Source organism: uncultured Dysgonomonas sp., assembly GCF_900079725.1.
Lineage (GTDB): Bacteria > Bacteroidota > Bacteroidia > Bacteroidales > Dysgonomonadaceae > Dysgonomonas.
Genome location: NZ_LT599032.1, coordinates 4868257 through 4890411, shown reverse-complemented (window position 1 = coordinate 4890411; position 22155 = coordinate 4868257). Strand labels below are relative to the sequence as shown.

Sequence of the window (22155 nt, the reverse complement as noted above, 5' to 3'; positions counted from 1 at the left end):
GTTCCGCATAAGTTATTTTAATCCATATTTGTAATCAGAACAAAAGAATATCCTTTCATTGTCAGCGGAAATGTTTTTCCTTTACTGAAGTCGATTGTTTCTTTAGTATATGGTACAGCAAAACCATCTGTATCTGTCTTTCCTTCAAATTCGGCTCCATCTCCAGCCACATAACTATAGCAATTAGCGTTTGATAGAGTTAGACCGGCATCCATCTTGAGGTTCAAATCATAACTTACTGCATGAGAATTAGCTATAGCTATCGTATATTTCCCATCCTTCATAGCTGCAATTGCCTGTATTCCCTTTTTATTGGGCAATTGGGCTTTAAAGATTGTTGCTCCTTGTGGAAAATAGCGGCACATTAAAGATATCGGATAAAACCACGGACGAATCTCCTCATCTTTCACACTTTCAAATTTTTCCTCACCCAGTATATTCCAAAAGCCCCAGCGCTTTAGCTTATCTGTGCCATCGTCATACATCGCATCATCCATATTCCATAAAATGACTCCATTGTATCCGGCATCCATATTCTGAATAATGGCATCTGCAACATCTACTCCATAAAAGGCATCATAGACCATCATCTGAGAATCATCTCCTGCAAATTTGTCATTGGCGATTCTTTCCAGATTTTCCTTACCCAAATCGGAATTGGCGTTGTACTTGAAGCCAAGTTCCCCCATTATCATGTCTTTATTATCCGGAACAAGATCCCGGTAAGCGGCAATTACTTTTTTATAGTTTCCGCCTTTCACCTGGTCATCGGTAGGATAAGAATGTATATCGAAGGCGCCTATCTTGTCTCCAAAATACTGAATTGGACGCGTAATCCAATCGGAAAGACTTGTATCGTTCCAAATGGCAACATCAGGAGCAATAACAGTGACTTTAGAATTTAACCCCTTTGTTTCCAAACGTGCCAATATTTCCACATAGGTTCTTTGCCACAGATCATAATTCCCGCCGATAGAAGACCAATCTCCTGCCGGCTCGTTACACATATTGTAATATTTTATACAGGTATATCCTTTTGTATTAATCAGGTAATCTAAAAAATCTGTGGCATTGTCGAGCCAGCCAGTGTCAACTTGTTGTCCATCCAATGCTCGTTCGCCCCATTCTCCAAACATAACACTTATCTTTTGGTTTTGGCAGAAATCCAATATTTTGAAAAGAATACCTGCACTCTTTTGAGGATCATAGGCTCCATCCACCATGTAATTCCATCCCTGAGAAGCCATAATACGGATGAGCCCCGGACGAAGAAATTCCACACGCTTAAATAATTTGTTCCAGTCATCATTATTCAATGTTTCTGCCCCGATCCATTTCTGGACATTGTCATATCCTCCCCACTGTGGCCCTATGCCAACGAAAGGAGAAGCCTTAGACTGGTTGGTGGTTATAACAATATCGTTATTGATATTTGTTGTTGTTTTTACATCTATATCTTCACATGCACTCACTAGTACTGACAAAAGAAGCATGATTAGTATATTGTTGATTTTCTTTTTCATTATGTCTTTCATTTTAATTAATCAATCTTTTTTACCTGTATCCAGAATCTTTTAAGGTTTTCAACTAGTCTCTCCCTGTCTTTGTATATGTCTATCCATATGTATGTAGGTTGATATTCGAAAGTAAAGGCTTTATCTGTTACCGTCATAGAGTTTCCATAATCATCAAGTACTTCTTGACCCGATCCGACAAAACGTCCTGTTGCAGTACTGTTATCTGCAGCGGTAAAAGTTATTGTTCCCTGCTGCGAATTGCGTTTCCATGTGCTTTCACCTTTCGGAATCTTTCGGTAATTGTAATTGATGTCGATAGGAGTTCTTGCTCCGTCGGGATCATCGATAAATATGAAATTAGCATATTTTCCATCTGCCCCTGCATCATTTATCAGTTTCCCGTAAGTGTCACCTGCCTCAGTAATACCCTCTAATGTAAAAGTCAGTGTATTATCGTATTCGGCTACAGGGCCGCTTCCGCCATATTCCCAGTTCCAACTTCTTTCGGCAATATCATTATAGTATCCTGCTCCGCCATATTCAGGCCATGCACCACCATAAACAGACAATGTTGTTATTTTCCATGTTCCTATTAGTTCATCAGAAAATGGAATATAAGTTATTTCCCATGTACGTTTTTGCCCCGATTCGGCAGTAACAGTTATTTGAGCACTATTTGTTGCATTATCAAAATTCAGAATATCTCCGGGGTGAGTATCTGCTGTTGCTCCATAAGAAAGTTCGATATCTTTAATCTTTACAGACGATTTATTGCCTGCACTCTCATTGAACATAAAGGAAACGATTCCATCATTATTCTTGTCACGTTTTATAGTTGCAGTTCCAACCTGATGTTCGAAACTTATACTGACAATGCTGCGTTCATTATTCCAACTGCCGTCTTCTATATCTTTCATTATATCCTCTTTACATGAAAAGAGCAAGAATGGTATAAATATAAATATCAATATTTTAAGTAGCTTCATGACTATTAGTTTTTAGGTATATTGGGATTCAAATCAATTTCTTTTTGAGGTATCGGATAAAACGCAGCCTGGTCTTCGGTTATACCTGATGCCGCTGCTCTCGGATCTTTTGCCGTAACAATGGCTTTCCTGCGTAGATCGTGAAGACGTTTTCCTTCAAACGCCAATTCAAACGCTCTCTCATCAACTACATAATCTCGGAAAGCCTTAACATTCATCGACTCGGGCGCGTCATCCAGACCGGCTCTCGACCGTATCTTATTTAGCCATGTATAGCCCTCGGATGTAGGCCCTTGAGCTTCTGCATAAGCCAATGCTATATCAGAGAAGCGAATAAGAAAAGGACGCGTGCTTGACTTCACTCCTACAAAATCAGGATCTATAAATTTCCGGGTAATATATGTGTCATTATCTTCCCAGGCCGATCCGTCCTCTTTTATATAATAAAGCTTGCTCATCAACACTGTCTTTCGCAAATCGTTATTAGCATAAGTATTGGCAAAATGATTTGTTGTAGTAAATACCCCCCAACCCATATTTGTAGATTTGGTAAAAGTTCCGTCAGGGTTTTTAAACCAGAGGCTTGTCCCGTTTTTATAAGGTATGAACATCTTATCAATGGAAGAAAAATTACCCTCTTCTATACCCGATTTGTCCATAGACATAATAAATATATGCTCCAATCCGTCCGGATTCCGGGTATTGTAGATGTTCAAAAGATCAGGATCGAGTCTATATTCAGTCTGATCATACAATACTTTATGTGCCCAATATGACGCACTATCATACATTTGTGCGACATCTCTTGCCATGCCTTTATAATACGGAACATTACTTTCTTTCGATGAAGCTATCGAAAGATAGGCTTTTGCCAGTAATGACTGAGCTGCAATTTTATCTGCACATCCCACCGATCTGTTAATATTCAATTTTTCTTCAGCTATTTTGCAATCTTCTATTATGAAATTATACAATTCATCCATGCTGTTTGCCATAAACGGAGTCGTTTGCTCTGCTGTTTTTATCATCTCTTTCTGAAGTGGCACAAGGCCAAATGTCTGAGCCAGATTATAGTAGTTCCAGGCCCTGAGGAAGTATGCCTCCCCCATAATCCGCTTTTTAACATCCTCGTTTATAGGGCTCTCCTGTACATTTTCGATAACTGCATTGGCGCGGTTAATAGCTAGATAGCAATACTTAAAATAGAGTTCCAGCTGCTCATTTTCTTTAAATAAAGAATAATCCCAGCGATTTATCTCCTGTGAGCCAAATCCTTCTTCTCCTTTTACATCGCAAGTCTCGGTCGCTAGTTCATTGATATAGAATATAGCCCGCACATATTCGTTGTATGTAAAGGCGTTATAAGCATAGAATAATGCAGTTTGTGCATCATCGGCTGTTTTATAGAAATTATCTTCTGAATAAAATCCATATGGTTCCTCTGTCAGGTCACAGCCGATAAATCCAAAACAGACTATAATTAATGATAATATTTTTGTTTTCATGATGGTTCTTTTTAGAATGTAATGTCAAGACCGATAGTATATTTTCTCAGTTTGGGATATCCACCGGAATAACGGCCATCTAAGCCTACTTCAGGATCATATCCTTCAAACTTGGTGAATGTGTATAAGTTTTCTGCATTGAGGTATAACCGTACATTTTTCAGCCATTTAATCTTTGATGAACTAAAATTGTATCCCAGATTCAGATTTTGTATTCTCAGGAACGACCCATCTTTTACAAACCAGTCTGATGCATAATAAAGTCTTCCCTGACGGGCACTCGGGTATGTGTTTGTTGGATTATCCGGCGTCCATCTCAATGGTACATATTTTGCCGAATTATACATTCCGCTCCACAATACATCGTTCCCAAATACTCCATTGAAAAATACACTTGCATCGAATTGTTTATACCTGAACCTTAGATTCAAACTAGCCATAAAATCGGGATTAGGGTCGCCTATAATTGTCCTGTCATTTGTGTCAAAGACTCCGTCCTGACTCAGATCCAGATAATGATATTCTCCGGCTTTGGCCTCTGCTCCGATTAACCCTGCTGCCGCACCTTCTTTATCTGATTGCAATATGCCGTTTACTTTATAACCATAAAACACATTCACAGGCAGACCTACCGCCAAGATGTTAGGTGATGTCTCTCGGAAAGGATCAACTCCGTTTCCATAATATTCATACTGTATTCCGGTAAGATAGTCTGTGCTGAGACCTGCACTGACAGCATTTCCTAGGCTAATAACTTTATTTTTATTTTTTGAGAAAATAAATGTACCCGAAAATCCCCAGTCTTTTGTATCTATAATATCGGCATCTATAGTTACTTCTATCCCTTTATTTCCGATTTCTCCATCGTTTACCCACATTCTGTCATATCCTGAACTCAACGGTAAATATCGTTCACGCAGCAAATCTTTTGTCCGCTTATCATAATAATCGGCAGTTACCCTTAACCTATGATTGAGAAATGCCATATCTACCCCGATATTATATTGAGAAGTGGTTTCCCATTTCAAATCTTTATTAGGAATTCCTCCCCAAGCTTTATATCGTCCACCTACTCCGGTATAACCAATTACATACCCCGGCCCTATGGCTGTATTCCATGTACCTTCGTTATAGAAGTTCTCGATCCCATAACGACTTAGGGTCTGATATGGAGAAATACCCTGATTGCCTGAAATACCATAGCTAAATCTCCACTTAAGTTCATCAAATATGTTCAGATTCTTAATAAAATCCTCGTGATGCATTTTCCAGCTTATTGCTCCTGATGGGAAATAAGCCCATTTATGATTTTCACTGAACTTGGACGAACCATCGGCGCGCATAGTCAGTGTCAGCAGATACCGATCGTTATATGTATAGTTGAGACGTCCCATATACGAAAGTAGTTTCGTCTTGGTTTGCCCGTTACGATGCCTGTTTAATTCGGGGTTTCCGGCTCCCATATTCTCATTAGCCAGTGCGCCGTTTTTGAAATCATATGATTCCAGGTTTGAAGTGCGGGCAATGGTATATTCATAAGAGTGTCCAAGCATTGCATTCAACTTATGTTTTTTTAGGAACTCTTTGTCATAGGTAAGATAAGTTTCGACTGTATAATTATTACCCTTCCAGTTATCAATATATGCAGCACCTTTATTGTTTGTCCCGTTCTCGGTATATTTATCGGGATCGAATCTGTCTGATAAAGATTCTCCATATTTATAATTTATATGTGACTTTATGTTCAGGTCTTTATATATTTGCCAGTCGAATATCCATGACGAAATAAAATCTGTTCCCTCCGATTTGTTCTTTTTATGATTTGTCCAGGCTATCGGATGATCGTAATCCGCATTGCCTGCAAGAAAATAGCTCCCATCATCATTATATACCGGCCACAAAGGATTACGCCAGTAGGACAGTCCGGTATTATTATTCCTCCAGTCTTTCGACATATTATTTATCGTACTGATACTAAAACTTTTACTAAATTCATGTTTTAGATTCAGGCTGGCTGTTCCCTTTCCATAATCATCTTTGATAAATACACCATCCTGATCGAGATAACTTGCACTAAGATTATAGGATGTTTTTTCACTTGAACTATTAACGGATGCTGAGGTTATGGACTGCATGGGTGTATTACGAAAAACTTCTTTCGTCCAATCTGTATAAAAAGGCCATGTACCATCTTCAATTTCCTTTACTGATGGATAATAAATTCCAGTAGAATTGACGGCTCCGATATATAAAGGAGCTATTCCTCCATTTATCTTTGCCTCATTATCCAGCTGTGCCATTAAGGCAGGATTAGTCCATTGTATAAATTCAGAGGCAAACTGAGATATTACAACTTGTTGCTTAACATTTACCGTTGTAACACCTTTTTTTGCTTTTTTGGTGGTTACTATAATAACACCGTTGGCTCCCCGGGAACCATAAATGGAAGATGCTGAAGCATCCTTTAATACCTCGATCGATGTAATATCGGCTGTATTTATCTGTTTGAGATTACCTGCATCTCCCAAAGGGAACCCATCTACTACAAGCAGTGGTGAATTAGACCCGCGTAACGAACTTCCTCCACGTATACGTACCGTTGCTCCGGCCCCCGGATCCTGGGAAGTATTAATGACCTGTAATCCGGCAGAACGGCCTTGCAACAAGTTCTCAATAGAATTGGCCGGAATATCTTTCAGATCATCCATTTTTACAGTGGCAACAGAACCTGTAAGATCACTCTTCTTTACACTACCGTAACCTATTACCACAATATTATCCAGTACTATTGTGTTTTCTTCAAGTACGATTTCCATATACTCACTTTTTACAGGTATACTTTGGGGTATGTAACCAACATATGTGACCGCCAATGTATCCCGACGTGAAGCCTGGATGGAAAAATTTCCGTTTTCATCAGTTATAGATCCTGTTCCTGTGCCTTTTATGACAACCGAAACTCCGATAAGAGTTTCTCCCGATGTTGTTTTTACGACACCTCTTACTGCATTATTTTGGGCATGTATTGCTGATGATAGTAGCAATAACAAAATTAAGCAGTAGCGATTAAAATAACTTAATTTTTTTTTCATCATAGCATTTTTAAGGTTCTATCAATTATTATTTATATTCATGATTTTCTGTGCATTTAATAGTTTTTGCTAAAGAGCCGATCTGTACATTAAAGTCTCCGGCCTCTATCATATATTTTCCACTCAGATTAACAAAAGCTAATTCTTTGGCTAATAAGGAAAAAGAAACAGTTTTTATTTCCCCCGGATTAAGCGATACCTTATCGAACTTTCTTAAACGTCTTACATCCGGAGTGATACTTGCCACCATATCATTGACAAACAGCAAAACAGACTCTTTACCTCCCATTTGTCCTGTATTCTTGACATCTATGTTTATACGGATTACATCATCTGCACCGAAAGAAGTTTTATCTATTCTCAGATTGGAATATTCGTATGTTGTATAGCTCAATCCATAACCAAAGGCCCATTGTACCGAGACAATGGCATCATAATCATATACTCCTTGCATTTTATCCATACTTTCGGCCGGTTTATGATCATATGTTGTAAGAGCATTCGGATATTTAGGATAAGTATACGGAAGTTTTCCACTCGGATTAACTTCTCCTATAAGAATATCAGCTAAAGCCTTGCCTCCCTCCGAGCCGGGTAGGAATGTTTGTATAACCGCTTCGGCCAAAGGTTCTATTTTTGATATAATACGAGGCCGGCCTTCGTTGAGGATAAGGATAATCGGTTTTCCTGTTTTAGACAATGCTTTGACCAGTTGTTGTTGATTTTCGGAAAGATAAAGGTCGTCCAGATTTCCCGGTGTTTCACAATAAGAATTTTCACCCAAACATAATATTATATAATCTATATCTGATGCGGCCTTTACTGCTGCTTCGATGTCTGGTTCATTTTCTTCCCAATATTTTCCGTTCATACTATATGTAACTCCGGGTACATATTTTATATTTTTTTCTCCAAACCTATCACATATCCCTTTCAGTATGGTTGTACCATCAGGCATAAGCGAGTCGACCTTATTCCCCTGCCACGAATAAGACCATCCACCGTTAAGGGTACGCATAGAATTGGCATTAGGACCACATACTAGTATTTTGGTATCCCTGTGTAATGGTAAAATATTATTTTTATTTTTCAACAAAGTGATACCTTCCGAAGCTGCATCATAAGATGTCTGTTTGAATTTTGTACTGCTAAAATCAGGATATTCTGTATGAGACCAATACGGTTTTTCGAAAAGATCCAAACGGAATTTTAATCTTAATATGCGCGCAACAGCATCATCAATCCGTTCTTCAGAGACCAAACCTTCATTTACTAATTCCCGGAGCAAATCACAATAGGAACAGTCATTGGGTACCATTGCCATATCCACTCCTGCATTGATAGACATTCTGATAGCATCTTTTCTGGTTTCGGCGACTTTGTCCCTAAGCCAAATATTATCGATATCCGCCCAGTCAGTAACTACAACTCCATCCCAGTTTAGTTCTTCTTTAAGCCATTGTGTAACGAATGTCTTATTTGCGTGAACAGGCACGCCATTGATTGTAGCCGAATTAAGCATAACGGATAAAGCTCCTTCTTTTATAGATTGGGCAAATGGATAAAAATGCTTTTCTCTTAGTTCATGCTCCGATATAATTGCAGGCGTCCTGTCTTTTCCCGAAGCCGGAACACTGTATCCTAAGTAATGCTTCAGACATGCTGCGACATGATCCTTTCCTATATCAGAGCCTTCTCCCTGATAACCTCGCGTCATCTCTTTACCCATTTCAGATATCAGATAAGAATCTTCACCATAAGTTTCCCATTGGCGGGGCCATCTGGGGTCGCGCCCTAAATCAAGTATAGGGGAAAAATTCCACGGGATATTGCTTGCTTTAGTTTCATAAGCACATATTTTAGCACTCTCATATACAAGCTGACGGTTAAATGTCGCACCCATAGTTATAGCTTGAGGGAGAAGTGTTGCACCTATTGTATAAGTAGCTCCATGTATGGCATCAATGCCGTATATAATGGGGATTCCGGTCTCCTTAATTGCTTTTTTCTGCAAGCGGGCGATAATTCTTTCCCAGTCATCTAATGACATTGCTGTTACCGAAGCTGTATTTAGAATAGAGCCAACTTTGTATTTTCCCATTACGGATTCAAACATATCTTCATCAAATTCGTATGGTAGAAAGCTTGTGTATATATCCTTGCCTTTCCCTATAACATCAAGGTTAATTTGGGTCATCTGCCCTATTTTCTCGTCTAAAGTCATTCTTATAAGAATTTCTTTTATTCTATTCTCTGTATTTTGATATTCTTTATCTTTAGTAAAGATATCAGTTCCACTAATACTGGCATTTATATACATGTTGGTTACAATAAGTAAAAAATATAGACATTTTATTCTTTTCATTATTAATGTTATTTGTTCATGTCGTAAAAGTATACATCAAATATGTTAATAACTGATGCTTTTTTGCTCATATATTAGTATCATTTGAGTCATTTTATTGAAAACAGTCAATAAAACACTGATAAACAAAAGATTAAATATCACACTCAAACATGATGATTTAATATGAATTGCTAATGTTTTTTTGAATCACTCTATAACTTTTATTCAGATAGCAAAGACTAATAAATAAGATACTGAAGGTCAGATATCCGAAATAACAATCTGTATATAAATAAACTACGCCAAATACCGAGGTAGTAATCTTACAATTTATACAAGATAAACATAGCATTGATACTTAAATGTATCATCTTATAATTTCGAACGAAAGGAAATTTGATATAAAAAAAATATTTAGCTTTGTCTCTGAATAAATCTGATACAATATGCTATCCTTTGCCTTAATTGATATTATCATAATATTTTTATCGATCGCTTTTTTTATCTGGTGGGGATTAAGAAATGGAAAAAACTCCGATTCCCAGTCATACTTTTTAGCCGCCCGCTCCACACCTTGGTGGATAGTCGGTTTTTCTTTATTTACTGCAAGTATATCAAGTACAACACTGATCGGACAATCGGGAGATGCATACCACACGGGTATATCAGTGTATAACTACAACTTGGTAGGAGTGATTGTTATGATTCTTTTTGCAGTTTTCCTGTTGCCTCTATATATTAAGTCTAAGATATATACTATCCCCGAATTTCTTGAAAAACGTTTTGACAAAAGATCCCGTTTTTATTTTTCGGCAATATGTATTCTCGGTAATATTTTTCTTGATGCTGCCGGAGCCTTATACGCCGGAGCACTTATTATAAAACTAATATATCCGTCTGCCGACATGCAGCTGATTATTATTGTTTTTGCTGCTATTGCGGCATCATATACTATTCCCGGAGGCTTATCTTCTGTTATAAAAACAGAGCTGATCCAGGCGGTTATATTGATTATAGGAGCATTGATACTTGCTATTTTTTGTTTTCAGCAAGGAAATGAATATCTGGCAGAATTATATAACTCTAAAGATCAGATGTTAAACCTCATACGTCCGTTAGACGACCTATCTACACCTTGGCTCGGATTGATTGTAGGAATGCCTATATTGGGAATATACTATTGGGCCAATAATCAATCTATGGTACAGAGGGTGTTGAGTGCAAAAAGTGTAGATGAAGGGAGAAAGGGCCTTATGCTTACCGGTTTGTTAACAATGATTATTATGTTCGTAATAACAATGTCAGGTATAATGGCTAAATATATATTTCCGGATTTGACTAATCCGGATTTAGTTTATCCGACAATGATTGTCAAATTGCTACCAACAGGATTCTTTGCCGTTATATTAGTTGCAATGTTGGCTGCATTATTGTCGGCTATAGGATCTATTCTTAATGCTACATCAACACTTTTCACGATGGATTTTTACAATCATTTTAATAAAACAGCAGATTCGAAAAAACTGGTTATTGTTGGGAAAATCACATCTTTAGTTGTAATTATTATCGCCACCATATGGGCCCCACAGATAGGTAAATTCGGATCATTATTGAAGTATTATCAGGAAATGCTCTCTTACCTTTCGCCGCCAATAGTCGCGGTTTTTCTCTTAGGTATATTTAATAAGCGGATTAATGCCAACGGAGCTTTTTCAGGACTTATAGCGGGAAGTATTATTGCTATCCTCTTATTATTTTTCAAGACTTCTATTGTAGGTGATATACATTTTTTATTGGTAGTACCGCTTGTTTTTATTGTAAGCTCATCTATAATATATCTAGTCAGCCGTTTCTCATCCGCAGCACCAAAGGAAAAGACCGATGGCTTGGTATTTACAATGTCGTCTTTTATGAAAGATATTAACGATCTGAAAAAATGCTATTATAAGAGCTACCTGTTTTGGTCTGCCATCTTATTATTAATGGTAGTAGCTATTTGGACTATTTTCAGTTGAGCAAACTTAAATCTTTCTAAAAATTCCGTTTTATCATCTGATGTAGCGAAATACGATATTCCGTTGGAGTTTGCTGTGTTATTTTTTTAAACATCTTATTGAAATTCGATAGATTATTAAATCCGCACAGATAACTTATTTCGGACACGCTGTGTGTTGTCTCCATCAGCATTTTAGTGGCTTTCCCTATACGAACTTCGTTCACATATTCTACGAAACTTCTACTGGTACGCTTTTTAAAGAAGTGGCTAAAAGCTGATTCGGACATATTTATTCTCTTTGCAATATCTTTCATAGAGATGTTTTCCTTATAGTTGTCTTCTATATATTTACAAATATCAGAAATACGGCGACTTTTAGATTCAACTTTAATGCTGTTAACATCATAAGATGGACTTGCCAAGGTACGTTGTCCGGGGGAAGTTGCCAATTCGTAAAGAATAGAAAAGAAATCGAGACCCGTATTAAACCCATGAGATTGGCTCAGAAGGAATAAGCGGTCCTTGATCCGTGCTTTTGTCTCATAAGAGAAATCTAACCCTCGATTCGACCGCATCAACATTTCCTTGATAGGGGTAAACATTTTTTTGTTTAATAAAAAGGAATTTACGATCAGGTCGTGAAAATAGATGGTTATAACAGTAGTGGCTTCTGTAGTGGGAGCCTTCCATAGATGAGGTAAATTAGGCCCGACCAAAATTACATCAAGTTCTCCAAAAGGTTCTATCGAATCACCAATAACTCTTTTGCCACTGGTATTACAAACCATATTGATCTCAAACTCGGAATGAATATGTAACGGATAATCAAATTTAGCCTGTCCATATCTGAAAAGAGCAAAGAGATCTTCGCTTTGTAATGGTGTTGTTTCTTTTATAATATCAAACATAGGGACTTTTTTTATTAAATAAATCTTCTCTACAGAAGCTATTTCAAATCAAGAGACTGAAATGAGATATACTTTTCGGTGAAATACAATTTTGTTTAGCCAGCGAACAAACCTTATAAGCAGTAAGATCATTATCCAAATAAATACGAGGCGATACTTTTAATTTATCCGGTTAACCTAACAAAAAAACGATGGCAAGTTATATAAAGATTTGTAGATCGCAAAAAAAGGAAAGAAAAACATTAAGTTTCGCTACTTACGCATTGTCTGATGCCGGAAAAGGATTAATTTTACTTAGAGATGGAAAATTAATTATAAACTTCGCCATAAAAGAATATTTCTATTGCCGATAAGTCTTCTAGTTATACAATAAGTAACCGATCGTTTTTAATAATTACAATATAATATTAAATGAAAAGTAGATTCTGTTTTGTTATTCTTTCTTTATTTATTAGTGTAGGTGCATATGCCCAGGATAAGCTTCAGCTATGGTATGACAAGCCTGCCGACAAATGGACTGAAGCCCTCCCGGTAGGGAATGGCTTTATCGGAGCTATGATCTTCGGGGGTGTTGACAATGAGCTTATTCAACTAAATGAGGGTACATTATGGTCCGGCGGCCCGCAAAAGAAAAGTGTAAACCCTGAAGCATATAAACACTTACAGCCCATCAGAGAGGCTCTGGCTAAAGGTGATTATAAACTGGCAAACGAACTCTGTAAAAAGATGCAGGGATATTACGGGGAAAGCTTCTTACCTTTAGGGGATCTTCATATAAAACAGACTTATCAGGAGAACAGGCGGATAAAGAATTACCGGCGTACATTGGATATGGTAAAGGCGATAGCAACTACTGAGTTCGATGTAAATGGGGTAAAATATATCCGTGAGGTATTTACTTCGGCTCCTGATAGTGTATTGATTGTACATATTACTGCAAGTAAACCCGGAGCAATCAATTTGGAGGTATCGCTCAATAGCCAATTGGCGAGTACACTATCCTCTGACGGAAAGAACCGGATCGTTCTCAGGGGAAAGGCTCCGGCCCGCGTAGATCCCAATTATTATAATAAACCGGGTAGGAATCCGATAGAGCAAACCGATACTGCGGGTTGCAATGGCATGAGGTTCCAGAGTGTGGTGCAAGCCAGGTCGCAAGACGGGCAAATTATTGCTGATGATAAGGGGATGATGATAAAGGATGCGACTTCGGTTACTATTATCCTCTCGGCGGCCACTAGCTTCAATGGGTTTGACAAATGTCCGGATAGGGAAGGTAAGGATGAGAAGCGCATATCCGAATCGTATATCGCACATGTACTGGATAAAGGGTATGACGACATGAAAACTGATCATATTAATGATTATCAGAAATATTTCAACCGGGTATCGTTCTGTTTGCCGAATACGTCCGTAACAGGGGATGTTAATCGTAAGCTTCCTTCGGATATGAGACTCAAACTTTATTCGTATGGTAATTATGATCCTGAACTGGAAGCTTTGTTTTTTCAATACGGACGTTATCTGCTGATATCGGCGTCTCGCCCGGGTGGATCCGCGGCTAATTTGCAGGGGCTATGGAACAAGGAGTTCCGCCCGCCTTGGAGTTCTAATTATACGATCAACATAAATACTCAAATGAATTACTGGCCGGCCGAAATTGCAAATCTTTCGGAAATGCATATGCCTTTACTGCAATTTATACAGAATATTTCTAAAACAGGTAAAGTTACTGCTCTGGAGTATTATAGGGCGAAAGGTTGGGTTGCCCACCATAATACGGATATATGGGGACTGAGTAATGCGGTGGGAGACAGGGGGGATGGGGATCCTAATTGGGCGAATTGGTATATGGGTGGAAACTGGCTGTGTCTGCATCTTTGGGAACATTATCGGTTTACGGGGGATAAAGATTTTCTCAGAAGCAAGGCATATCCGGTAATGAAAGAGGCGGCCTTATTCTGTCTGGACTGGCTCATTGAGAAAGACGGATATCTGATTACCTCTCCTTCGACTTCTCCCGAGGCGGCTTTTATTGCTGCTGATGGGAAGCATTATTCGGTTACTGAAGGGGCTACGATGGATATAGCGATTATCCGCGATTTGTTTACCAATCTGATAGAGGCTTCTGTGGATTTGAACTTTGATAAAAAGTTCAGAGAACTGCTCATCAAAAAACGGGATAAGCTATTGCCTTATAAGATAGGTTCGCAGGGACAATTACAGGAGTGGAGTAAGGATTATAAAGACCAGGATCCTCATCATCGCCATATTTCTCATTTGTTCGGTTTGCATCCGGGACGTCAGATTTCCCCGCTTATCACTCCCGATTTGGCGGATGCCTGCCAGCGGACATTCGAGATAAGGGGTGATGAGGGCACCGGATGGAGTAAAGGATGGAAAATAAATTTTGCAGCCAGATTACTGGATGGTAATCATGCTTATAAAATGATCCGCGAAATTATGAAATATGTGGAAGAAGGTGGTAGTAACACCGGGGGGACTTACCCGAACTTCTTCGATGCCCACCCTCCATTTCAAATCGATGGAAACTTCGGTGCTACTGCCGGATTTATTGAAATGTTACTGCAAAGCCATCTGAACGAAATTCATCTGTTGCCTGCGCTGCCTGATGCATGGACCGAGGGGGAGATAAAGGGAATTAAAGCCAGAGGCAATTTTGAGATAGATATCAAATGGAAAAATAATGTGCTGGAAAAGGCTGTCATAAAATCAAACATGGATAAAAAATGTACGCTCAGAACATCTGTACCCGTAGAGATTAATGGGAATATAGCAAAACAAACTTTTGACGGAAAATATTATTTAAATACCTTTGAGACTCAAAAAGGAATCATATATATTGTAACTATAAAATAGTAAAAGATATTGATGAAGAACCTAAAACGAAGCTATCTTTGTTTTAGGTTCTTTTCTATTTTTACAATATTCTATCAAATCCTTACAATTTTATCTACCACACATTCAAAATCCAGCAGATGGGTAGCCATCAAAATAGTAATATCAGGATATTGGTCTTTGATATTTCGAAAGATGGCAATTGCGTTTTCAGAACTTATACCAGCCGTAGGTTCATCTACAACCAACAGCTGAGGTGTTTTCAGCAGAGCCTGTGCCAGCAGCAACTTTTTCCGTTGCCCACCACTTAACGTTTCACCATTTTCTCCTAACCAGCTCCCCAGACCATCAGGAAGCGACAAACGCCAGCTTGCCAAATCTACCGTATCCAGCACTTGCTCGATAGCTTCGTCAGAATATCCTTCAAAATTTTCGCGCAAGGTTCCAGTTAATAAATAAGCTTTCTGGGTAACGTAAATACATTCCGGTACAGGTAAATGAGATAATTCTCCATAGCGATTCCATCTCAACAAGCCACTGCGGCGGTATTCAGGATAGAAGAGGCTATTCAACAAAGTCGTTTTTCCTTTTCCCGTTTCTCCAAAAAGAGCAATCCACTCCCCTCTTTTTATCTCCAGTGATACTTCTGTTGTATGTACCGATGTTTCAGGTATTTTTGCACTTAGGTTCTCTAAACTTAAATTTTCGAGTACGGAATTAACTTCCACTGTTGCAACAGGCTGTTCCCCTTGCGTAATAATCGAGTTAACATCTTTAATCTGATGTGCGACCGAACTTTTTTCCGATTTTCCGGAGAAAAGCATTTCTGCCAATTCGGCCTGTGCCATAATACCGAAGAAAATTCCAATTGCCATTGGAGCATCTATACCATAATCGCGTGAACTCCAGAGCAAAAATGTGGCAATATAGCTAAACCCAAGACCGGCTATCAACTGTAGCCAAAATGAATTAGTCTGCAGTTGGTCTTCCAATTGTTCGAGCCGCAGCAATCTTTGTTCATATTGCCCTATAGCTTTCCCTTCCAGACTATATTTCGAAATTTCTATACGCCCTCTGAAACTTTGTATAAGAGCCTGATTATTCTCCTCCCGATGCACCTTCAATTCTCCATAAAGTTTTCTGTTTTTTCGGAAAATTAATTGGGGTATAATAAACAAAAGAATGGCAGATGAAATCAAAAATTCCAAGGCTATTACCTGTGAGAATACAATAAGGAAAAAGAAATAGATACTCAACGAAAGAATTAGTGCAAAGAATGGTAATATCCACAAAAGAATATGGTTCAATATTTGATCGACACCATGGGTACTGTTTTCGAGTAAAGCCGAGTTATTATTGAATTGCTTTTTGAAATAGGGAAATTTAGCTACAGACTGGAATATTTTCAACTGTAGGCTTTGCTGGGCATCTAGTGTGGTTTTATGGTTTTCCAATCGCTCGAAATACCTCAGCACTGTGCGTAGAAGAGCCATTAAACGTATAATAGCAGACGGCACCAGATAAGAGAATGTAGTACTTGCTGTAATAAATACAACACTACATATCGCCAAAAACCAGCCCGAAATAGCAGGAAGAGCTATAAACGCCACTGTCCAAAGCAATAACAGAAGAAAACCTCTCAACCATCTGCCTGCCAGAGGCTGTAATATATATTTTATGATAAATTTATTCATGGCTCATCTGTTCCCCCCAATTTAAGTTTATAATTGTATTGGCAACAGCCTCAAACATCTTTTCGTGTGATGCGATTATAACCAGTCTATTTTCTGCCAATTTCATTATTTGCGGAAGAATGATTTCAACAGTACCAGTGTCCAGGTTAGCCGTAGGTTCATCCAGAATGGCTATCGGCTTCGGGTGCAACATCATCCGGGCAAGCGTAACTAATTGTTTTTCACCACCCGAAAGTTGTTTCCCGTTGTGGCTCAATACGGTTTGCCAACCCTCTTCCTTTTTAGTCAAAATTTTATCTAAGAACTCTGGGTATTGGCTATATTTATCAGCCTCTTTCTCGAGAAAAACATTGTATCGAAGTGTTCCGTCGAAAATAAAAGGAAATTGGTTCATATATGACGAATTTGCTTTCAACCATTGCTGTGACCACCTATTGTCTTTCCCGTTTACTGAAACCAGCCCATCCTGAGAGGACAGGCTTCCGGAACAAATCTTCAACAGAGTAGATTTACCAGACCCTGAAATACCTTTTACCAATATCAGCCCTTTTGCAGGTAATTTCAAATTGATATCATGAAGAACTTTTACCGGAGAATCGGGATAAGCAAAGCTAAGACGCTCTATATCAAGAATATTAAACACGTCATTGGTTTCTGTTAATGATGCATCAATATCCTCATTCAGAATCGGTAACAGTAGCTTTGCCGAGGCCAAGGCTTTGTTCCGGTCGTGATAGGCACTCACAAATTTTCTCAAATAGAAGAAAAAATAGGGCGACAGAGTAAGCAGGAACAATGCAGTACGAAAATCATAACCTTTCCCGTAATTGGGGCCTGCCATAATCCCGAGCAAGCTCATTCCTAAATAAATAGCAATAACAGCAATACAGATCGTAACAAAAAGCTCCAGCACAGCCGACGAAAGGATGGCAACACGCATCACGTTGGTAGTCGCTTTATTTAACTCCTTACTCTTTTTCGATAGAAACAGGTATTGCGGTTTGAAGTTATCCAAATTAACGATTTCGGCAATAGTCTGAAGGCGATTATAAAAGACTGCTGAATATTTGAGGAAAAGATTGATGTGTTTTTTGTGAAGAGCTTCTGCTCCTACACCTATGATAATCATCTGCATAGGAATGATTACTAACGAAACCAAGAGTGCAATACCAACCCACTTTTCCATCCAGAAACAAATAACCAAAAGCATTCCGCTCACTATGAGCGAAGCCATCAGATATGGGATAAAAAAAGCATAAAAGGGTTTTAGATCGTCGCTTATCCGAGTAACGAACAGTGTACTCGATATAGAATCAAACTTATTGTTATTTAACAATATAGGATATAGCCTCTTTTTAATTTTAGAAACAATTATATTTCCTGCTTTGTAATTGAATAGGGATGCAAAATGGGCAAAAATATATCTACCCAAGAGGAATAGGGATGCATATAACAATGCGTTGGGCAAAAGCAGTCCGTCATTGAGCCACGACGCTGCAAATTCTGATAAGTACCAGCAAAAAACAACAAAACATCCCGCGCTTAAAACAGTAAGCATCGAGGCTGAAATATACGCACTTTTTGCTTCGGCAATCTTCTTACCCAGCCATCGGGAAGCATTTTCCTGATTTGAACTCATTGATTGTCTCCGATTTTGATTTCCATCACATGGAAATGAGTGGATATTAAATGAACTAAGTGGTTTTACTCTATTAACGGCAAAGATAATTATTTATATAAAATAATATACCATCAAATAGTTTTTTAGTTCTTCATTCTGTTATTCCTTTCCAAGTATCAGTTCTCAATGGTACAGAAGGAAGACCTATCTTATAATTTACAATAAGCTGAATTGATTTCTCCCCTTGAGGCAATACTATCATTTGCTTGTCTGCATCCCATTCCGTCCAAACCTGATTATTTACAATTACGGATTGAATCGCTTTTTCGAACGGTGCACGAACGAAAAGTAAAATACGTGTATTATTATCAGGCTTTAAAATCTCTGCTTCGATGCTGTGGGAGTCTTTACTATAAGACAATGAATAGCTAACTTCGCCATATCGGGTATGAACCTTGTTTAGCTCGACTCTTTTACCCGCTTCCAGCCATTGTTGTGGAATACCGTTTCCCAGCCAGATTTCATCATCTTTCTCTTCAATCAGTAAATCGATAACCTGACTAACAAAACGGGCTTCATCCGGCGTTTTATAAAACGGACCGCTTCCATGTTTCCACATACGATATTCTTCCGAAAAAGCGACTACATCAGGATAGAATAAGGACGTAAAATTATTATAGAGGCTACGAATCGCCGCTTTCGTCTCATGACGGTCAAGATAGGCGCTTATCGGGTTTTGCAGACATGCCTGGAAAACCATTCCTCCCCGGCTAAACCAATACTCGTCATCTACCCAGCCATGTGTATTCAGATTCATAGAAGTAGAGAGAGTCAGATTATCTTCCCAGTCATTCAGAATCCAATCTGCCATAGTTGATTTCGCATCTATAATCCCTGTCTTCAACAGTGTTACAGGACCATACAACACTTCCCGCGTAGATGACAACCGTAATGTAGGATAAATACCTTTTTGATACCTGTCATAATATTTCGATTTTTTTGCTCCGAAATAACGAAAACGCTGATAAGGGTGTACTGGAACATAAGGAACACAGATATTATTACGCAGCCGTACCACAGGGCTTAGCTCCATAGCCCATTGCAAACTTTTGCGGATATCGTCACAATATGATTCAGCTTCTTTGAGATAATGTTCTGCCTGTGGCAAACCAGCTTCACTAAAAGCCTCTGCCAGAGACTTCAATCCTAAGTAAGAATAAGCATTGGTGGCATACCAATAACGCCATTCGTAACAATCTTCCAACATTCCGGCCGGCAATAATCCATAATGCAATACCGGATTTCCATTGCCATTATCTATTTGAGTTTGCTTTCGCTGTTCTATAATCCAGTCGGCAGCTTTCATCAGTTGTGGCGCTGCTTTTTCTAGCCACGCCTTATCTTTCGAATGTGTATAATAATGGGCTAGCCCCCACAAAACTGTGCCATGATTCATATTATATCCCAAAGCTGTATAGTCATTCGTTTCGGAAATTTTTACTCCATGGAATACCGCTTCCTGATTACCCGTATAAGCACCCGGTAATTTACTGCTTCCTTGTAACTGCAAAAACGTTTCCAAATAATGCCTGACTGTTTCGCTATCGCCCAGACGGTCGAGAAGGACTGTCTGAAAAATAGATTCATTGGCGTACACAGGATAATTAAATGAGGCAGCCGGAACCACATACAATCCACTTTCGGGGTCTTTTATCACACTCATACGAATATGCGGGATAACCGATTTAGACATCCGATTGAAAACCTCCTCCGGTACATTAAATACGGTATTCTCCGCAACCAAATCGCGCCAGTAATCAACGACACGGGCTCTTTCTTTGCTATAATCCAGCGTTGTAAAGAGTGCCATATCAGCAGAAGTAAGATTTCCGATAAAAGGAAAATAAAAATAGAAAGTCTCAGATATACCTGCTCCCAATTCAAAATCGTAATGAATTCCGTGCACATTCTTATCACTGAACAGGGATGTTTTTAATCTTTCGCCTACAGTATTTTGGGTATAACTGCGCAGGTATTTTTCCCCATCGATTTTATCATAAATAAAGCCATTCTCGGAAGAGATTTCTGTCAATGCTCCATTTCCCTGCAACCATATATGTGATTGTTTCGAGTTCAAGGAAGGATTGGAAATACGCAATTTTACCATCAGAACTGTAGGGCTAAACTCGTCTCTTCCCGAATTGAAAGGAGATAACGTGCTATTTTCCGATGAGGTAACAAAGGCTTCTTCTTCAAATAAAAGCCCTTCGTGATTCCAATTTGTACTTACGACAGGTAAATAATTATGAAGAACAGACATACGGCAGTTCTCTTGGGTTCTTTGGTAATTCGGATTTTCTCCTGTACCGAAATTCCAGTTCAGCTCGCCACCATTCCATTTGCATAAGTCGAGCGCCTTGCCCCGCACATTTGCCCGGTGTTTATCTATTATAAGGTTTCCTCCCCATTCTACGGCAAACTTTTGCCAGCTTGCATCGCAGGCTAATGGGAGATAAATACGCCTACCTGACTGATCCCAAATCGGGTCTTTAGCCGGTATTTCTTTACTTGCCCTTTCATAGGATTGTTCAGGTTCAAGCATAATTTGCTTACGGATATTTGCCCCTTTTACAATATTTTTATTGAAGTTAACCGGATTGTCGGCCGGTGCGATATACACGTTAAAATCAGGAATATACATAGGAGCCGTTAATAGATCTGCCGTAGAAAAAGAAAAAGTTCCATTATTTGACCTGACAGTAATTACTGTTTCTTCATTCGAACCAGGCAACAAGGCATTAGCTGTCAATGCCTTTATATTAATACCTTTGCCATTACCTATTGTAGTAATGTCCCATCCGTTTTTACCTTTTTTCTCATCTCCGTCTTTCCAATTCCATCCCGACAAACCGACAAGAGAGCCATTAAAAACCTCTATCTCTCCTGATATATTTTTTACACTCTTTTCTTCTTGTAAAAACTCGATTCGGATATTCTCTTCCTTTAATGTAGCCATAGAATAGACTGCAATATTTTTGATCAGGCTCTGATATTGTTGTGGGTATTTTACTCGCATTTTAAGAGTTCTGCGATAAGTGATTTGTCCGGGCAGATGATCCGCCGTTGGTATCTCATCTTTTTCGAGAGGTTTGAACTTATATATAATCCTGTTGCCCTGTATCTCCGTGTCAGTCTTAGCAGTAATCCATTTTCCCTGCCACATATCATCTTCTTCGTCTTCGTACGAAGGCATTTGTGGGGGATTGTCGGGCCATGTATTATGCCAGTACTCTACTTGCATCGAAGCGGCTATATCTTCACTCACCTGAGAATTACATAAGACCTCGAAGCTATGAATGTCACGTGCATCCCACCATCGCACACCAACATTATCAATTCCATCATATTTATGTAATGAACGGAGTTCTGATACCTCATTTCCCAAAGCATTATTTGTGGAATTCCAATAACACAATGTCCCGAATTCTGTGATATTCAGACATTTTTCCTCTTTTGAGCTTTTTTTTATAGTTGAAGCATATCCGAAATTAAATACCAGGCCAAATAAAAGGAGGTATGATATTCTTTTAATAAACGACATAAATAACATATTTTTTATACGTGACAAAT

At 38.7% G+C, this 22155-nt stretch carries 11 protein-coding genes; 2 read left to right on the top strand and 9 right to left on the bottom strand.

Annotated features, from left to right (window positions below; genetic code table 11):
* Window positions 1-17: 17 nt before the first annotated feature.
* From QZL88_RS19745 to QZL88_RS19725, 5 genes are read right to left on the bottom strand one after another with little or no spacing between them, the layout of a single operon-like run.
* Window positions 18-1523, bottom strand: coding sequence for a hypothetical protein (locus QZL88_RS19745; protein WP_296944378.1), 1506 nt, complete (start codon window positions 1521-1523; stop codon window positions 18-20).
* 17 nt (window positions 1524-1540) lie between these two features.
* Window positions 1541-2503: a hypothetical protein gene (locus tag QZL88_RS19740; RefSeq protein WP_296944375.1), complete on the bottom strand. Its 963-nt coding sequence runs from the start codon at window positions 2501-2503 to the stop codon at window positions 1541-1543.
* A 5-nt stretch (window positions 2504-2508) separates the two neighbouring features.
* Window positions 2509-4008, bottom strand: a complete 1500-nt coding sequence (locus QZL88_RS19735) for a RagB/SusD family nutrient uptake outer membrane protein (protein WP_296944373.1) — start codon at window positions 4006-4008, stop codon at window positions 2509-2511.
* 11 nt (window positions 4009-4019) lie between these two features.
* The gene (locus QZL88_RS19730; RefSeq protein ID WP_296944371.1) at window positions 4020-7103 is read right to left on the bottom strand and encodes a TonB-dependent receptor; all 3084 of its coding nucleotides are present in this window, start codon (window positions 7101-7103) and stop codon (window positions 4020-4022) included.
* A 25-nt stretch (window positions 7104-7128) separates the two neighbouring features.
* Entirely contained in the window at window positions 7129-9465 is a 2337-nt protein-coding gene (locus tag QZL88_RS19725) for a glycoside hydrolase family 3 N-terminal domain-containing protein (protein WP_296944368.1), read from the bottom strand.
* A 428-nt stretch (window positions 9466-9893) separates the two neighbouring features.
* Between QZL88_RS19725 and QZL88_RS19720 the strand changes: the two genes are divergently transcribed.
* Window positions 9894-11462 (top strand): sodium/solute symporter, encoded by a 1569-nt coding sequence (locus tag QZL88_RS19720; protein ID WP_296944365.1) that lies wholly within the window; start codon window positions 9894-9896, stop codon window positions 11460-11462.
* A 16-nt stretch (window positions 11463-11478) separates the two neighbouring features.
* Here the strand turns inward: QZL88_RS19720 and QZL88_RS19715 are convergent, their stop codons facing one another.
* Window positions 11479-12351 (bottom strand): AraC family transcriptional regulator, encoded by an 873-nt coding sequence (locus QZL88_RS19715; protein WP_296944362.1) that lies wholly within the window; start codon window positions 12349-12351, stop codon window positions 11479-11481.
* 411 nt (window positions 12352-12762) lie between these two features.
* Here QZL88_RS19715 and QZL88_RS19710 point away from each other — a divergent pair, with 411 nt between their 5' ends.
* The gene (locus QZL88_RS19710) at window positions 12763-15231 is read left to right on the top strand and encodes a glycoside hydrolase family 95 protein (protein ID WP_296944359.1); all 2469 of its coding nucleotides are present in this window, start codon (window positions 12763-12765) and stop codon (window positions 15229-15231) included.
* Between the two features lie 74 nt (window positions 15232-15305).
* Here QZL88_RS19710 and QZL88_RS19705 read toward each other — a convergent pair whose 3' ends face one another.
* The 3 genes from QZL88_RS19705 to QZL88_RS19695 all read right to left on the bottom strand — a co-directional run bounded on the left by QZL88_RS19705 (window position 15306) and on the right by QZL88_RS19695 (window position 22126).
* Window positions 15306-16904 carry an ATP-binding cassette domain-containing protein gene (locus QZL88_RS19705; RefSeq protein ID WP_296944356.1) on the bottom strand — a complete coding sequence of 533 codons (1599 nt, stop codon included), beginning with the start codon at window positions 16902-16904 and terminating at the stop codon, window positions 15306-15308.
* Complete coding sequence (locus QZL88_RS19700; protein ID WP_296944353.1) at window positions 16897-18543, bottom strand: ATP-binding cassette domain-containing protein; 1647 nt, start codon at window positions 18541-18543, stop codon at window positions 16897-16899. The genes QZL88_RS19705 and QZL88_RS19700 overlap by 8 nt, the downstream gene beginning before the upstream one ends.
* A gap of 133 nt (window positions 18544-18676) precedes the next feature.
* Complete coding sequence (locus QZL88_RS19695) at window positions 18677-22126, bottom strand: hypothetical protein (protein WP_296944351.1); 3450 nt, start codon at window positions 22124-22126, stop codon at window positions 18677-18679.
* Window positions 22127-22155: the final 29 nt, after the last annotated feature.

Coding starts and splice junctions, on each gene's coding strand:
- QZL88_RS19745 (WP_296944378.1), bottom strand. CDS start 1,523: ATGAAAAAGAAAATCAACAATATACTAATCATGCTTCTTTTGTCAGTA.
- QZL88_RS19740 (WP_296944375.1), bottom strand. CDS start 2,503: ATGAAGCTACTTAAAATATTGATATTTATATTTATACCATTCTTGCTC.
- QZL88_RS19735 (WP_296944373.1), bottom strand. CDS start 4,008: ATGAAAACAAAAATATTATCATTAATTATAGTCTGTTTTGGATTTATC.
- QZL88_RS19730 (WP_296944371.1), bottom strand. CDS start 7,103: ATGATGAAAAAAAAATTAAGTTATTTTAATCGCTACTGCTTAATTTTG.
- QZL88_RS19725 (WP_296944368.1), bottom strand. CDS start 9,465: ATGAAAAGAATAAAATGTCTATATTTTTTACTTATTGTAACCAACATG.
- QZL88_RS19720 (WP_296944365.1), top strand. CDS start 9,894: ATGCTATCCTTTGCCTTAATTGATATTATCATAATATTTTTATCGATC.
- QZL88_RS19715 (WP_296944362.1), bottom strand. CDS start 12,351: ATGTTTGATATTATAAAAGAAACAACACCATTACAAAGCGAAGATCTC.
- QZL88_RS19710 (WP_296944359.1), top strand. CDS start 12,763: ATGAAAAGTAGATTCTGTTTTGTTATTCTTTCTTTATTTATTAGTGTA.
- QZL88_RS19705 (WP_296944356.1), bottom strand. CDS start 16,904: ATGAATAAATTTATCATAAAATATATATTACAGCCTCTGGCAGGCAGA.
- QZL88_RS19700 (WP_296944353.1), bottom strand. CDS start 18,543: ATGAGTTCAAATCAGGAAAATGCTTCCCGATGGCTGGGTAAGAAGATT.
- QZL88_RS19695 (WP_296944351.1), bottom strand. CDS start 22,126: ATGTCGTTTATTAAAAGAATATCATACCTCCTTTTATTTGGCCTGGTA.